The organism is Staphylococcus equorum (assembly GCF_001747895.1).
In the GTDB taxonomy this organism is placed as follows: Bacteria; Bacillota; Bacilli; order Staphylococcales; family Staphylococcaceae; genus Staphylococcus; species Staphylococcus equorum_A.
Map to the genome: position 1 here is coordinate 101,104 of NZ_LNNB01000008.1, position 16,102 is coordinate 117,205.

The 16,102-nt window shown below is 32.3% G+C and carries 18 protein-coding genes; 12 read left to right on the forward strand and 6 right to left on the reverse strand.

Annotation, left to right across the window (positions count from 1 at the left end; genetic code table 11):
- The first annotated feature begins 36 nt into the window (after nucleotides 1–36).
- The 4 genes from AST02_RS01645 (at nucleotide 37) to AST02_RS01660 (ending at nucleotide 2,104) form a co-directional block, all read left to right on the forward strand.
- The gene (locus AST02_RS01645; protein ID WP_069815251.1) at nucleotides 37–507 is read left to right on the forward strand and encodes a GNAT family N-acetyltransferase; all 471 of its coding nucleotides are present in this window, start codon (nucleotides 37–39) and stop codon (nucleotides 505–507) included.
- A 42-nt stretch (nucleotides 508–549) separates the two neighbouring features.
- Nucleotides 550–762: an SA0632 family lipoprotein gene (locus tag AST02_RS01650; protein WP_069815252.1), complete on the forward strand. Its 213-nt coding sequence runs from the start codon at nucleotides 550–552 to the stop codon at nucleotides 760–762.
- 380 nt (nucleotides 763–1,142) lie between these two features.
- A complete protein-coding gene (locus AST02_RS01655) occupies nucleotides 1,143–1,439 on the forward strand; it encodes a hypothetical protein (RefSeq protein ID WP_069815253.1) in 297 nt (98 codons plus the stop codon).
- A 98-nt stretch (nucleotides 1,440–1,537) separates the two neighbouring features.
- Nucleotides 1,538–2,104 carry a GNAT family N-acetyltransferase gene (locus tag AST02_RS01660; RefSeq protein WP_069815254.1) on the forward strand — a complete coding sequence of 189 codons (567 nt, stop codon included), beginning with the start codon at nucleotides 1,538–1,540 and terminating at the stop codon, nucleotides 2,102–2,104.
- Between the two features lie 168 nt (nucleotides 2,105–2,272).
- Here AST02_RS01660 and AST02_RS01665 read toward each other — a convergent pair whose 3' ends face one another.
- A complete protein-coding gene (locus AST02_RS01665; protein ID WP_069815255.1) occupies nucleotides 2,273–3,703 on the reverse strand; it encodes an aminotransferase-like domain-containing protein in 1,431 nt (476 codons plus the stop codon).
- A gap of 182 nt (nucleotides 3,704–3,885) precedes the next feature.
- Between AST02_RS01665 and AST02_RS01670 the strand changes: the two genes are divergently transcribed.
- A complete protein-coding gene (locus tag AST02_RS01670; RefSeq protein WP_069815256.1) occupies nucleotides 3,886–4,503 on the forward strand; it encodes a LysE/ArgO family amino acid transporter in 618 nt (205 codons plus the stop codon).
- 147 nt (nucleotides 4,504–4,650) lie between these two features.
- Here the strand turns inward: AST02_RS01670 and AST02_RS01675 are convergent, their stop codons facing one another.
- From AST02_RS01675 to AST02_RS01690, 4 genes are all read right to left on the reverse strand, one after another.
- Complete coding sequence (locus AST02_RS01675) at nucleotides 4,651–5,217, reverse strand: TIGR00730 family Rossman fold protein (protein WP_002508350.1); 567 nt, start codon at nucleotides 5,215–5,217, stop codon at nucleotides 4,651–4,653.
- Between the two features lie 2 nt (nucleotides 5,218–5,219).
- On the reverse strand, nucleotides 5,220–5,684 hold the full coding sequence (locus AST02_RS01680; RefSeq protein ID WP_069815257.1) for a YaiI/YqxD family protein: 465 nt from the start codon (nucleotides 5,682–5,684) through the stop codon (nucleotides 5,220–5,222).
- A gap of 5 nt (nucleotides 5,685–5,689) precedes the next feature.
- Nucleotides 5,690–6,391 carry a hypothetical protein gene (locus AST02_RS01685; protein WP_069815258.1) on the reverse strand — a complete coding sequence of 234 codons (702 nt, stop codon included), beginning with the start codon at nucleotides 6,389–6,391 and terminating at the stop codon, nucleotides 5,690–5,692.
- Nucleotides 6,392–6,720: 329 nt separating this feature from the next.
- Complete coding sequence (locus tag AST02_RS01690; RefSeq protein WP_069815260.1) at nucleotides 6,721–7,596, reverse strand: undecaprenyl-diphosphate phosphatase; 876 nt, start codon at nucleotides 7,594–7,596, stop codon at nucleotides 6,721–6,723.
- 265 nt (nucleotides 7,597–7,861) lie between these two features.
- Here AST02_RS01690 and AST02_RS01695 point away from each other — a divergent pair, with 265 nt between their 5' ends.
- Nucleotides 7,862–9,493 (forward strand): ABC transporter ATP-binding protein/permease, encoded by a 1,632-nt coding sequence (locus AST02_RS01695; protein WP_069815262.1) that lies wholly within the window; start codon nucleotides 7,862–7,864, stop codon nucleotides 9,491–9,493.
- Nucleotides 9,490–11,166 carry a thiol reductant ABC exporter subunit CydC gene (gene cydC / locus AST02_RS01700; protein WP_069815264.1) on the forward strand — a complete coding sequence of 559 codons (1,677 nt, stop codon included), beginning with the start codon at nucleotides 9,490–9,492 and terminating at the stop codon, nucleotides 11,164–11,166. Before AST02_RS01695 ends, cydC begins: the two co-directional genes overlap by 4 nt.
- 145 nt (nucleotides 11,167–11,311) lie before the next feature.
- Here cydC and AST02_RS01705 read toward each other — a convergent pair whose 3' ends face one another.
- The gene (locus tag AST02_RS01705) at nucleotides 11,312–11,755 is read right to left on the reverse strand and encodes a MarR family winged helix-turn-helix transcriptional regulator (RefSeq protein WP_069815266.1); all 444 of its coding nucleotides are present in this window, start codon (nucleotides 11,753–11,755) and stop codon (nucleotides 11,312–11,314) included.
- Nucleotides 11,756–11,980: 225 nt separating this feature from the next.
- Between AST02_RS01705 and AST02_RS01710 the strand changes: the two genes are divergently transcribed.
- The 5 genes from AST02_RS01710 to mdh all read left to right on the forward strand — a co-directional run bounded on the left by AST02_RS01710 (nucleotide 11,981) and on the right by mdh (nucleotide 15,895).
- Entirely contained in the window at nucleotides 11,981–12,907 is a 927-nt protein-coding gene (locus AST02_RS01710) for a CobW family GTP-binding protein (protein WP_069815268.1), read from the forward strand.
- Between the two features lie 31 nt (nucleotides 12,908–12,938).
- Entirely contained in the window at nucleotides 12,939–13,847 is a 909-nt protein-coding gene (locus AST02_RS01715) for an aldo/keto reductase (protein WP_069815270.1), read from the forward strand.
- 25 nt (nucleotides 13,848–13,872) lie between these two features.
- Nucleotides 13,873–14,172: a hypothetical protein gene (locus AST02_RS01720; protein WP_069815272.1), complete on the forward strand. Its 300-nt coding sequence runs from the start codon at nucleotides 13,873–13,875 to the stop codon at nucleotides 14,170–14,172.
- Nucleotides 14,173–14,231: 59 nt separating this feature from the next.
- Nucleotides 14,232–14,843: a DedA family protein gene (locus AST02_RS01725; protein WP_069815274.1), complete on the forward strand. Its 612-nt coding sequence runs from the start codon at nucleotides 14,232–14,234 to the stop codon at nucleotides 14,841–14,843.
- 116 nt (nucleotides 14,844–14,959) lie between these two features.
- On the forward strand, nucleotides 14,960–15,895 hold the full coding sequence (gene mdh, locus AST02_RS01730) for a malate dehydrogenase (RefSeq protein WP_069815276.1): 936 nt from the start codon (nucleotides 14,960–14,962) through the stop codon (nucleotides 15,893–15,895).
- The last annotated feature ends 207 nt before the right edge of the window (nucleotides 15,896–16,102 follow it).

The window sequence follows — 16,102 nt, forward strand, 5'->3', positions numbered from 1 at the left end:
CATTATAAATCAACATTACTTTTTAAAGGAGAAAATATGGAGAAACTTACGCTTAAACAAAAACAATATATTACTGAAATCGCAGACATACATGAAAGTGAGCTTGCAAAACAAAATGAAGATTATCGTAAAAGTCGTTTATCTGTTGGACTACGTGAAGAAATGATAAATCATGGATTGAAATATAATACAGATATATTATGGCTTGAAACACAGAAAGAACAACTTATAGGTTTTATTTGGGCGCGCTATTTAAATGATTATAATAAAGTGATCATAGAAATGCTTTATGTTAATGAAGCTTTTCGTAAACAGGGAATTGCTACGCGTTTTAAAAATGAAGTCGAAGCATGGGCACGAGCACAAGGCGCTCAAAAAATTGAAAGCACAGTGGCCAACCACAATATTCAGATGCAACAATTAAATCTAAATATGGATTATCATGTTAGTAAAGTCATAATGACTAAAAATTTAAGGGTAAATAATGAAGATAATACAGAAAAATGATAAAATTAATTTATTATAATAGCATGAAAAAGGAGTATTTATATGAAAAAGTGTTTAGCACTCATATTAGCATCGACGATTGCATTAACCGCTTGTGGGAAAGATGATGAAAAAGCTTCTTTAGAAAAAGATATTGATAAATTAGAGAAGAAGAATAAAGATTTGAAAAAAGAAAAAGAAAAACTGGAAAAAGAACAAGATAAACTACAAGACCAGTCGAAAAATTTAGAGAAAGAAATCAATGCTGAAACATAAAGCATACGATGTTAAGGCGTTATTCATTACTATTCTTATGTGTAATTTATAGTAAAAATGAATGGCTTTGATACAAAATTGACGAACAAATTTCCAGAAAAATGAAATATTATTTGTATTACATATAGAAATCACATTTAATGCTATTTCAGATGATATTTCTTTATTTCCTAGGAAATCATTGTATTATGGTTTTAGTAATTGGTATAATGGGTATCATTAAACATAATAAAGATTAATATAAAACATACAAAATAATTTTTTAAAATATGAATTTTGGAATATAGATCGATTATTATTTAGTAATATTCACTTCATAGGACAAATGTAAGAATGAAGTAGATTAATAAGTCGTCTATATAGAAAGAGAGGTAAGCATTATGCATGAACAAGATTTTAATTTATTAGAAGGTCGTTCAATTACTTTACCTGAATTAGGTAGAGAATTAGAAAGTATTACAGGTAGAGAAATAAAAGATTCAACAGGTGAAATCAAACGCGTGATTGCGCATTTACCTAACTTTGAATCTGATACAGATACGTTTGTTGCTACTTATAAATTAAACCATAAAAATGATTTTATTGATGCAACATTTACTGCACCCAAAAGTGAACGTAATCGCTTAAAAGAAGTAGCTGTTAATCTTGAATTAATTAGCTATATTACAAGAACATAATCAAATTATAAATAACATTATGGTAGCGCGATATGAAAAGATTCATAACGCGTTACTTTTGTATAGAAAATTATTTTTCCAGTATAGAGGTGTAACATATGACAGTTTATATTGAAACTGAACGTTTAAGGTTACGAGACTGGCAAGAGGAAGACTTATTATCATTCCAACAAATGAATGCGAATCAACAAGTTCGTAGATATTTCCCGAGTTTATTAAGTTATCAACGTTCAGAACACGATATGAATAAAATGAATGAAATGATATTAGATGATGGCATTGGTTTATTTGCTGTAGAACTTAAAGAAACCAATGGGTGGTTAGGTTTTATAGGTTTGAATTATGTGACAGAAGAGAGTAAATTTCCATTTGAAGAGTTACCATTTTATGAAATTGGTTGGCGACTTATTCCAGAAGTTTGGGGCAATGGCTTAGCTACTGAAGGTGCAGAAGCGGTATTGAAGTATGCGAAGGAACAAGGTTTAAATGAGGTATATGCTTTTACTGCGGAAAGTAATGAACCTTCACTCAAAGTGATGGGAAAAATAGGGATGGAAATTTATGATTATTTTGAACATCCAGAATTAAGTAAACATCATCCACTTCATAGACATGTAAGATATTATAAAAACTTAGCTATGTTAGGTGATGAAGGCTTAAGATAAAGTGTTTAATACGATGTGAAGTAAGCAGTTTATCTGAATATGTTAGTGGATTCAATGAGAAAAATTGTGAATACACATGAATTCAGGGTATAAATCATCTTCTTTAAAATAATAGATCTCATCATTAGTATTGAACCTAGTGATGAGATTTTCTTTTTTTAATATTACTTAATTTAAAGCAGTGGGTGTTTGAAATTGAATCAATTCACTTAATGATTTTAATGCTTTGTCTATATCATTAACATCTATACATGAATAAGAAAAGCGTATATAATCTTTGGATTTTGTATCATATATTTCTCCGGGATTGATTAAAATTTTGTGTTTTATAGCTTCGTCAAACAATATTTTCATATCAATAGGTACATTTAATTTAAACCATATATAAAAGGAACCTTTTGGTGTTTTCCAAGTGCCTAAAGCACTTAAGTGCGTGTTCAATGAATGTAAAAACACATCTCTTTTCTTTAAAAGTGCGTGCTTCAATTTGATTAAATGTCCTTCATGATAAGAAGGTGTATTGAGCCATTCAGTAGCAACGAATTGTGAAAGTGAACTTGCTCCATAATCATTTTGCATTTTTAAGTAGGCTAAATGTTGTACTACTGAAGGTTTTCCTATAATCCAACCAATTCTCAGGCCAGGACTCACAGTTTTCGACAAACTATTGAGATATAATATATTATCATTATCCTCAAAAGACTTTAATGGAAGTGGACGTTCATCACCAAAATATAAATCGCCATATACATCATCTTCTACAATTGGTATTCCAGCTTTTTTACATTGAATGATTAATTTTTGTTTTTCGTCTATTGTATATGAATGCGTGGTTGGATTATGTAATGTAGGAATACAATAAAAAATACTATTATTGTATGCTGATGTTGCATTAAAAATATTATTAATATTTCTTTTTATTTCAAAAATAGGTATATGTTTAATATCAGCTCTAATATTATGCCAAGTACGTATAGAATTAATGTATGATGGCGTTTCTATAATGATTTTCGATTGTGGGACGAGTAAGCCATCAGCAATTAACTTCAGGCCTTGCAAAGCACCGGAAGTGATACAAATATTCTCCTCATTACATATTATGCCTAATTTTTTTACATGGTTTGATATCGCTTGTCTTAATTTTAAACTACCTTGTGGGTGCTCATAGTTTGTATTAAGTAAGTCTTTTTCGCTTGTAGAAAGAATTTCTTTGAATTTTTCATTTGGAATTAAATCTGGACTAAGTTCTCCAGTGCTTAAGCGAGTTAAATTAGATTCAAACTCTAATTTGTTAATCATTTGGATAAAGTATTGGTTGTTTTTTGAACTACTATTACTAATATATTTTTGCCAATTTGTATTGTTATTGATGTAAGTGTTCCACTTGTTGTCTGAAAGATAAAGTCCACTTCTTTCTTTTCCTTCTATAACACCATAACTTTGAAGAATTTCTAAAGCTTGTATAATAGTTGAACGGTTTACATCGTAGTAGTTTGCCATTTCTCGTTGCGATGGCAATTTCATACCACGTTTAAATGTCTCGTTATTTATTTTTGAAATGATATCATCGACGATTTTTTTGTATTTGGGTTTGAACATATATACGCTCCTATATAAAATCTGGTTGGTATTTTAATTAGCTTCTGGTTGGTCCGATTTTCTTGGATTTATTATAGTATAGTACTTGTAGACCTTATATTCATATATTTTTAATGGAAAAAGATTTTGAAACTGGTCTGGTTTAATTTTGTAAATTTAAAATTGAGAAATGAGGAATAAACATGTTTCAACCATTAGCTCACGGCTTTTTACTAGCATTGGGGTTGATTTTACCATTGGGTGCGCAAAATGTATTTGTATTTAATCAAGGTGCCAATCATAAGCGTATATATAAGTCGTTACCCGTAATTATTACAGCAGGTCTGTGTGATACATTCCTTATTGTGTTAGCAGTGTTGGGTGTGTCGGTTATTTTACTCTCATTTCCCATGCTGCAAGTTACTATTTATTGTATAGGTTTCGTTTTTTTATTATATATGGCTTGGTCGTTATGGAAAGTAAGGCCAGATGAAGTGAAGCGCTATCGACCAATGACAACGAAGCAGCAAGTTGGTTTTGCGATTTCTGTATCGTTACTGAACCCACATGCAATTATGGACACGATTGGGGTCATTGGAACGAATGGGGCTATTTATGATGGCTTGGATAAAGTCGTGTTTACTATTTCAACTATAGTTATATCATGGGTTTGGTTTTTCTTTTTAGCAATTTCTGGAAAAATGATAGGTAACATTGATAAAACAGGTAAATACATTCTGATATTAAATAAAGCGTCTGCTATTATCATTTTAATTGTTGCGGCTATGATTCTAAAACAATTAATAACGCTTTTACTATAGGGAGATGTAGTGAAATGAATGTGCGAACTTTTTTTGTTAGAAAGTGCATAATAACATAAAAGAGAGATAAGATTTTTCGAAATCTTATCTCCCTTTTATTGAAGTTTAGGATTTATATCCCAACGTTATGTTTTTTATACGATATATTTAATCATAAGTTCTAATGCCAAGTGGTTTATAATTGTTTATCGCTTCGAATAGTGATTCTTTCGTATTGCACAAAGGAGCAAGGTTTTTGTATTTAGAATCTATGAAACCTTCTTGAATCATGTGATCTAAAAGTGCTTGTAAGGGCTCGAAAAAACCATTGATATTGAACACGGCAATAGGTTTCTCGTGAATACCGATTTGAGACCAACTATACATTTCAAAAAATTCTTCTAATGAACCTGCGCCACCTGGAGCCATTACAAAAGCATCAGCTAATTCAGCCATTTTATTTTTTCTTTCATGCATAGAATCTACTAGTATCAACTCGCTTAATTTTCCACTTGTGATTTCTTTTTCATTTAACATATTTGGCATGATGCCTACAGCACGACCGCCATGATCTAATACGCCGTCTTGAATAGCGCCCATGATACCTACAGAACCAGCGCCGAATATTAATTCATAACCTTGTTCAGCCATATACTTACCTAACTGATAAGCTTCAGTAATATAGGTTTCATCATTTCCTTTACTGGCACCACAATACACCGCAATACTTTTCATATTTATTCCTCCTTGTTCGACATCTGATTTGCTATGATAGACGAAAAGATAGCTTCAAATTCAGCTACATCTTGATCAGTAAAAGCTGAGGGTCCTTTTGTACGTCCACCACTTCGTCTAAATTGAGCACTCGCATGACGTTGCTCTAATAATGTATCAATATTTTGTTGAGTATAGATATAACCTTTATGATGCATAACTATTTTCGTCTTGTTTAAAAGTAAACTAGCTAAGCCATAGTCTTGTGTAATCACAATGTCACTAGGGCGTACCAGTTTTACAATTCTAAAATCAACAGCGTCTGGTCCATCGTCTACATAGATTATATTCACGTGGTCTGGTTGTACTACTGTAGAAAAGTGACTGAAGCTGCGAACAACGGTAACAAAAATGCCTGTCCCTTCAGTCAATTCAATTACTGAATTGGTTACAGGACAAGCATCTCCATCAATAATGACTTGTGTCATTAGGGTTATTTACCATTTTCTTCTTTGTTTTGTTTAACAACACTTTTGGCCACGTAGTCTTTATATTTTTTGAATTCAGATAAGCGTGCTTTTTTGTTTTTCTCTTGCACTTTTTCTTCTTCTTTATGACGTTTGTCTATATTCTTTTGCAGTAATTTATCAAGCTTGCTTACTTCTTTGCGATTTTCTTTTTCTAGTTTTTCGCCTTTTTTCTCTGTTTCATCATCAAGTTTACCTGGAGTTAATCCAACTTTTTCCATGTGTTTATTTGATTTTTTCATGTCTTTGATACGTTGTTTCTTATTATCTTGACGTGCTTTATCTTCTTCTTTATGACGATTGTCTATATTTTTTTGCAGAAGTTTGTTCATTTTATCTGCTTCTTTGCGATTTTCTTTTTCTAATTTTTCGCCTTTTTTCTCAATATAGGCTGGATCATGTTCTTTCGCGATACGTTTAAGTTCACGCTTTTGATCCATATCATGTTTTTTATCTGCAACGTAGTCTTTTGCGTGAGAAGATTTTTCTACAACGTTATCTTTAACGCGTACAGATTTATCTGCAACTGTTTTAGAAGCACTAACTGTTGCGTCACTTGCTTTTTTTACATCAGGATGATCCTTAATACGTTTGCGTTCAACGATTAGCGGTACTAAAAACACAGGTGCTACTGTGATGATTGTTTTAATTAATTGCTTTTTGTCCATACTCGTTGCCTCCATTTACTTTTATACTATCTACACATTACCCTATAATACACGAAAATAAACGCTAAATACAGTCTGTACAGAAAGATATACGTCATTTATGATAGCGATAATAAACAGAAGAGGCTAAGACAAATATGTGCCTTAGCCTCGATTATTATTTTGGTAGTAGCTGACTGAATTAAAAATGTACTTGCATTCTTTTGCTAGTCAGCGTTATTAATCTGAGTTTATACAACGAAACTTTATTAGAAAAATTAGATTTCTGTTTCACTGTTTCAAAACATTGAGTTATATTGATGCATAAGCACATAGAGTCCATTGAAATATTATTCGCCTGTAATACCTTGTCCAATACCAAAACCGAAATAAAGGATAGCGATAATAATAACTAAAACAATTCTATATATAGCAAAAGGAATTAATTTAACTTTACTAATTAAGTACAAGAATGTCTTAATTGCAATTAAACCTACAACGAAGGCAGCAATAAAGCCTAATGCATAAAAACCAATATGGTCTAAATGAATATATTCAAAGTTTTTAACAAGTGATAAACCACTAGCTGCTAGCATAACAGGAACAGCCATAATGAAAGTGAAGTCTGATGCTGATTTGTGATCCATCTTCATTAATACACCCGTAGATATTGTAGAACCAGATCTACTGAAACCAGGCCACATTGCAACTGCTTGTGATAGTCCAATTATAAATGCTTGGACATAATTGATTTGGTCAACTGATTGTGGGTTTGTAACTTTTTTACTATAAATATCGGCTATGATCATATAAATAGCACCAATAAATAATCCAATCATTACAGTTGGTACACTAAATAAGTATTTTTGAATAACGTCATCAAATAATAACCCAAGAATACCTGCAGGAATCATACCGACAATAATATGTAGTAAGTTTAAGCGATTCGGTTTTTGACCAACGCCATCGATAGAAGATGCTCTGTACTTACCAATATGAAGCATTTCGAAATAACGTTCACGGAATACCCATGCACCCGCAAAAACAGAACCAAGTTGTATTACAATTTTAAAGGTAAAAGCTGATTCTGATCCTAAAAATTCACTTGATTTTAACCACATGTCATCGATAAGGATCATGTGACCTGTTGAAGAAACAGGTGCAAACTCTGTTAACCCCTCAACAATACCTAGAATAAGTCCTTTAATCAATTCAAGTATTAACATAATTTACCTACTTTCATATTACTAATTAATTTTCATAGATTTTCATTTTATAATGATAGCACAATAAAAATGTAACGCGCCACATATAAATGTAATTTTAGACTAAAGACTGAGATTAATATAATAAAAGGAATTCAATCATTGAAAAAGAGAAATTTCTAATTATGTCTGAAATATGAAATTAACATAAAAAAGTACTAATAATAATGAGCGAATTCATTTAATTTTCAATGAATCAGTTTATAATATGTGGCAGGTGATAATTGTGAAAAGATTAACAAATTTAGCATTTAAATATAAAATATACCCGATGTTCATGTTTGTAATCAGTACATTATTAGCTATTACCGTGGTCGTTCAGAATATTTCTATTGCAGAAATTTTAAATGCAATGTTATTAGAAACGAACCAAAATTTGTTAATACTATTACTGTTTACATTATTTATTTTAATCGCACGTGCAACATTTAATACAATAAATCAAATGATAGGTAATCGCATGTCTACAAAAGTGAAATATAATTTGAGACGCCAACTTATTTTAAAACAGTCAAAAGAGCCAATTGGGGTTCAAATGAATACCTTGACTGAAAGTATTGATGGAATTGTTCCATTTTTTAATAGTTATTTCCCACAAGTATTTAAATCAATGATGATTCCATTGTTTATCATTGTTGCTATGTGTTTTATTCATTTAAATACGGCTTTAATTATGATAGTCACTGCACCATTTATTCCTCTTTTTTATATTATTTTTGGATTAAAAACACGTGATGAATCTAAAGATAAAATGACCTATTTAAACCAATTCAGTCAGCAATTTTTAAACAAAGTTAAAGGACTTATCACTTTAAAACTTTTTAATAGAACAGCTCAGACAGAACAAGAATTATATGAAGAAAGTACGACATTCAGAGATTTAACTATGCGTATTTTAAAAAGTGCTTTTCTATCCGGGCTCATGCTTGAATTTATCAGTATGCTAGGGATTGGTCTTGTAGCTTTAGAAGCTGGATTAGGATTGATTTTATTCAATAGTATTGATTTTAAAACAGCTGCCATTGCAATCATATTAGCGCCTGAATTTTATAACGCTATTAAAGATTTAGGACAATCGTTCCACACTGGAAAGCAAAGTGAAGGATCGAGCGATGTGGTTTTCGAATTATTAGATAAACAAGAAAAAGCATTGAAACCTGAAGTACGTGTTAATGTACAACAATCTGCATTAATTAAATTGGCGAATGTTAACTTTAAATACGATGATGCACAACAAAATGCTTTAAATAATATTAATTTGAATATTTCTAGAGGAGAGCAAATTGCGCTCGTCGGGAAAAGTGGTGCTGGTAAATCTACACTAGCTCAGATTATTGTACAACGTTTCGATGTTCAGTCAGGTGAAGTGACTTATCAAAATGCTAACTTGAAATTAGGTTTTTTAAGTCAAATGCCTTATATCTTTAATGCTTCTATACGCGATAATATTACTATGTTTCAATCTATAGATGAAAACAAAATATTAAAAGTATTAGAAGATGTTGATTTAAAAGAAAAAGTACTGTCTTTAAAGGATGGATTAGATACATGGATTGGAGAGGGCGGTGAGATGCTCTCAGGCGGTCAAATGAGACGTGTAGAACTATCTCGAGTACTAATGATTCAACCAGACGTACTTATCTTTGATGAGCCTGCTACTGGCTTAGATGTGAAAACAGAAAATATTATACAAAATATAATTGCGCAACAATTTGTAGATACAACTGTAATTACGATTGCACATAGAGAAAATACTATTAAAAATGCTGACAGACGTATATATATTGAAAATGGCTATTTAACATCGATAGATACACGAGAGAGAAGAAACAATGATAAAGGTGGTGACGCAACATGAAGCCACATATTCAATTTAAAATAGATAGAGATTTGATACTTTCGATTATTGTGGGTGTTCTAGGAAGTTTAGTAGCACTTAGCATGTTCTTTTTAAGTGGTTATATGGTAACGCAAAGTGCGCTAGGTGCTCCATTATTTGCATTAATGGTTCTGATAGCTTCAGTAAAATTATTTGGGTTTATAAGAGCAATTGCCAGATATATTGAAAGATTATTATCACATAGAGCGACTTTTACAATGCTTAGAAACGTTAGGGTTCAATTTTTTAAACATTTAATTCCCGTCGTTCCCGACGTATATCGAAAATTTAATTCTAGTGATTTAATCGCACGAATGATTGGCAGAGTCGAAGCACTGCAAAATATATACTTGCGTGTTTATTATCCACCTGTAGTAATCGGTGTTACAGCAATCATTTCTACAATCGTAATGATTTACTTCTCATATGTACATGCAATTATCATATGTATTAGTATGATTGCTACCTTAGTAGTAATACCATGGTTAAGTGCTAAGCGTGCACGTATATTGAAAAGACAAGTTAACGACGTTCAAGGTGATTTTTTAAACCGATTTTATGATTATAAAGAAGGTTATGAAGAGTTGGATCGTTTTGGTCGAACAGAATTTTACAAAAAACAAGTACTTAATCAATTGAATGACTATGAAGCGGCTCAAGCAAAAGAACAACGATTTTTATCGTTATACGAATATAGTCTAAATATTGTTTCAATGATTGCATTATTTTTCACACTGTATTTAGGTGTGGTTCAAGTACAAAATCAAGAATTAGACGTTGTTTATTTAACAAGTATTGTATTAATGATGCTGACGCTTTTTGAACAGGCCATACCTATGAGCAATGTAGCTTACTTTAAAGCGGATACTGACGAAGCTTTCCATGATATTAATGAAGTGATTGCTCATCCTATGAAGCAGGGCGAGGAAGCAATGCATTTAGAAGTTTTACCTACCGAGCCGTTGTACGAGGTTCGAGACCTCAACTTCAAATATTGGAACCAAGCAAGTTATGTATTACAAGATATCCAATTATCAATTGATAAAGGCGAACATGTTGCTATTATTGGACCTTCAGGATCCGGTAAAAGTTCATTATTGCAACTCATGTTAGGTTTGTATCAAAGTGATAAAGGAGAGGTATTATTAAATCATCAAGATATTACAAATATCCTAGATGAAGAAAAATATAGTCAAATCAATGCCCTATTACAAACACAACAGTTATTTGATGGCACAGTGAGAGAGAACTTGTTTACTGAAAAAGATGATGCTGAGCTACGTAACATTTTAGTTGATTTAGGTTTGGGTCATATCGATTTAGATAGAGACATTACCATATCTGGTAATACATTATCAGGTGGTGAAATACAAAGACTTGGAATTGCAAGATTATTATTAAGAGATGCACCGATTTGGATTATGGATGAACCTACTACAGCACTCGACATATATCATACAGATAGCGTAATGGATATCATTCATGCCAAAGCTCAAACCTTAGTTGTTGCAACACATGATTTAAGGTTGCTACCGTATTTTGATAAAATTGTAGTTATGAGTGAAGGGGAAATCGTAGAAACTGGAAGTTATCCATCTCTAATTAAAGCAAGAGGCTATTTATATCAAATGGTTGAGATGAATGTTTCATAAACGAAAAGTTACATTATTTTGCTTATAAGTAAAAAAAATGGAGCTCAAACACATTTGTGTTTGAGCTCTCATTATAAATCAAGTATATTTAATGAATAAATTTTGATAGAAGAACTATCTAATATTTACCATTGCCATTGAAAAATTATTTTGCTTTTTCTTCTGTGAAGGCAGTGATTACTTTTGAAAGTAATCGATTTAGTTCTTTAGATTCATCTGAGCTTAATGAAGATGCTACTGCAACGTCTTGACAAGCTGTATCTAATTCAGGGCGAATTGCTTCGCTCTTATCAGTTAAATGAATGAATACTTCACGTTGATCAATTTCAGAACGCTCGCGTTTGATTAGGTCAACTTGTTCCATTCTTTTAAGTAATGGAGATACAGTACCTGTATCAAGTGCCAATTCAGTAACGACTTTCTTAACATTGACAGGTGAATCAGCCCATAAGATTGTTAAAACTAAAAACTGTGGATAAGTCAGTTTGTATTTCTTAAAGACATTATTTGAGTAATAGCGATTTACTTGTCTTTGAGCATTATACAAACTGAAACAAAGTTGTTCTTTTAAATTAAGTGGTTCAGACATAAAGTTCTCCTCCAGACATTCTATCCGTTTTCTTCTGTATCGGACCTGAATCCGTCTTATGATGTGTGTGTGACACTTCCTCAAAACACTTTTGCACTGTGCCATGCTAAAATGTAGTGTACGTATAAAGTTTAGAAGAAATCTAAAGTTTTATCAAGTAAAAGTTTAATTATACGAATAATTGTACTTTTATGCAGACATTTGTATTAAGAAATGAGTGGTTATATGAAAAAAATTAAAAATCCAAAAACGTCAATTACAATCATAACAGGTTTTTTAGGTAGTGGAAAAACTACTTTTCTCAGTAATTATGTAAAATATTTACTAAGTAATGATGAAAACCCGAGTATCATCGTAAATGAATACGGCAATTTAGATGTAGATAGCCGTGCAATCGGCGATGATATTGAGGTTGCGTCAATATTAAATGGTTGCGTATGTTGTGACTTGCAACAAGATTTAATAAAACAATTAAAACATTTTCTAAACAAAAGTGCAATGCACCACATTATTATTGAAGCGACAGGTATAGCACATCCAATCGAAATTATTGCGGCATGTCAAGATCCTGAAATCATTGCAAACGTTAATCCACCAGTCGTTATTGGCTTAGTTGACGCTCCAAGATTTTTGACCAGAGCCCAATATAGTCATAGTACAACACAATTGATGGAAGAACAATTATCTGCGAGCCATACAGTTGTAGTCAATAAAATGGATTTGATTGATGAAGTAGAGCGGGAACGTATAAATGAAACTTTTGAAATTAATCCATATGCGCCGATCTTCTATACGAGTTATGCAAATTTAGATATGGAACAATTAATTTCAGTGACAAAAAATGAAGGACAAAACATGAAACACCCTACACATCATCATGGGATTAATAGTATGCAATATCAGTTTACTGGACCAATAGATAGGCAACTATTCTATCAATTTATTTTACGGTTGCCAGATAATGTTTTAAGATTAAAGGGATACGTTAAGTTTCGTGATATGCCAAATGATACATATGAATTTCAATATGCGTTTGGTTTGCCAGACTATCAAGTTATCGATGCATCCATGCCTTTAACCATTGTGCTTATTGGCGAACAAATAGATGTTAATCGCATACGCAACCAATTAGACATGCTACAATTCACTTAATTTTTTAAATACTAAAAGGGGTGTTGGTAATATGGATAAAGTAAAGATTAATCAACATGTTTCATTTTCAAAGGTAATACAAGGTTTCTGGAGAGCAAAAGATTGGCAGTGGACGCCACAACAATTAAATCGTTATCTCAATGAATTAGTAGAACGTGGTATTACTACTATGGATCATGCTGATATATATGGTGGATACTCATGTGAAGGCATATTTGGAGAGGCACTGAAATTATCTCCTCAATTACGTGAACAAATGGAGATTGTTACTAAATGTGGCATTGTGTTGCCTTCAGAACGTATACATGGAGCAAACGGTCACCGTTATGATCATAGTAAGCATCATATTCGAACGTCTGTAGATCGTTCTCTGCAAGAGTTGCAAGTAGATCATCTGGATTCACTACTTATTCACAGACCGTCACCTTTAATGGATCCTCAAGAAGTGACTGAAGCAATCACTGCGTTGGTTAATGAAGGGAAAGTGAAATCATTTGGTGTTTCTAATTTTAATAAATCAGAATATGATTTATTGAGCAAACATCTTGTTTCTGATAAGTTGCATATTACATTAAACCAATTAGAAATTTCGCCATATACTATAGATGTACTTGAAAATGGTTTGATGAATCATATGTATAAAGATAATGTTAAAATGATGTCATGGAGTCCTATGGCAGGCGGTAAATTGTTCGATTTAGAAGATGAAAAATCTGTTCGAATTATGGCCGTAATTTCACCCTTGGCACAAAAATATCATGCTAGTGTGAATGGCATTGTCATGGCATGGTTAAATAAACACCCAGCAACAATCATGCCTGTATTAGGTACTCATAAAATAGAACGTATTGACGAAGCAATCGAAGGTTTAGAAGTAACAATTACAGATCAAGAATGGTTTGATATTTATACAGCTTCCCTAGGCCACGATATCCCTTAAAGTACATGTTGAAGGAGCGAAACTCATGAATACACAGAATGAACAACATCAAAGAAATCAACTTAAATTTCAACGTAATTTTATTAATTTCCCGTTTTTAGGATTTGCACTTGTCATCGCAATTTTAAATTTGGCATTCCCTGATATAACTTTAATGATGACACTATTTGGGCTGTTTTTCTTTTATAACGCGGGTATATTATTTGTAGCATTTATAAAGCATTACAAGCGTACTGCATTATTATCATTAATATTAACGGTTTTATCTATGGCATTATTCGCTGCATCACTTTATTTATATGCAGCGGCAAATAATTTATTCTAATTTACAAACATCCAGAGTAATAAATATTATGCATTATCGAACAAAATAGGAGGAAGTAAATGGAACAGTGGATTACACAATTTATGGAGCAATATGGATATTGGGGCATAGGCCTGCTTATCTTTTTAGAAAATATATTTCCACCAATTCCATCTGAAATTATTTTAACATTCGGCGGTTTTATGACCACCCAATCTGGTTTAGGCTATACTGGCGTTTTAGTTACCTCGACAATTGGTTCTGTAGTCGGAGCGATTGTGTTATATGGTATAGGCGCTTGGATTGGTGAACGTAATTTGTACCGTATTGTAGATAAATATGGAAAGATTTTGCGCTTAAAGACGAAAGATTTAGATAAGACAATTCAATGGTTTGAAAAATATGGTTATTGGACAGTCTTTTTCTGTCGCTTTGTTCCTTTATTGAGAAGTTTAATTTCAATACCAGCTGGTTTAACGCGTATGAATATCCCCTTATTCATAATATTTACTACGGTAGGTACTATCATTTGGAACGCAGTGTTAATTTATTTAGGCCAAGCTGTAGGTGGTAATTGGCACACAATTGTTTATTATATGGATATATATTCTCGTATTATTTATATTATATTAGCTATTTTAATTATTTTTGTTATTTGGAAATGGTTCAAACGACAAAGAAAGCAAAAATAAGATTGATATTACCCCTAAATTAAATTTAAGGTTCTTATGATTTAAATAGCGCGATACATAATTTGGATGTTATAATAAATATACAATATGTATTGACGATATAGGGGGATTGCATTATGACAAAGCAAAAAGTTTCGATTATAGGTGCTGGAAATACTGGCGCAACATTAGCTTTTATTGTGGCCCAACGAGAACTCGCAGATGTCGTACTCATAGACCGTCCGGAGAGTGAAAGCCTTGTGAAAGGAAAAGCACTAGATATATTGGAAAGTAGTCCGATATATGGTTTCGACGTTAGTGTAACAGGTTCTATTGATTATGCTGATTCAGCCAACTCTGATGTGGTTGTCATCACTGCCGGTGTGGCACGAAAACCTGGTATGAGTCGTGATGATTTAGTTCAAATCAACGAAGCTGTGATGCATGATGTAACAAAAGAAATTGTAAAACATTCACCCGAATGTAAAATAATCGTACTTACAAATCCTGTAGATGCTATGACTTATTCTGTATTACAAGCCTCTGGATTTCCAAAGGAACGTGTAATCGGACAGTCGGGCGTCTTAGATACAGCTAGATACCAAACATTTATTGCAGAAGCACTCAATGTATCGGTTAAAGATATCAGAGGATTGGTGCTGGGCGGCCATGGCGATACGATGTTACCTTTAATAACATCAACAAATGTAAACGGCGTGTCTCTGAATAAACTTTTGAAAGATTCGCAAATTACACAAATTGTAGAGCGTACGCGAAAAGGTGGCGCAGAAATCGTAGAATTACTTGGAAATGGTTCAGCGTATTATGCACCTGCATCCGCAGTCTATAGTATGGTTGAAGCAATTTTAAAAGATCAGAAACGTTTATTACCAAGTATTGCACTATTAGAGGGAGAATACAGTTTCTCTGATATATGTTTAGGTGTACCAACGATTTTAGGATCTAAAGGTATAGAGCGTATCGTAGAATTACAATTATCTGAAGATGAACAAGCACAATTACAAGTTTCTGCAAACGCAGTTACAGAAGTAAAACAATCACTCAAACAATAAACAATATTGGAATAAACTAGGAAAGATGATTAGAGTTATGAGGCTGAGACAAAATACATGTTTCAGTCTCAATTATTAAATTGGCAGTGGCTGACTGAATTGGAAATGCGCTTATATCAAGCTTTTAAAGAACTACTACTTACAAGTAGTTCTTATGCAAGAGCTTCAGCGATTTCGCTCTTGTATTCTTTTTCTAGGCAGACTTAT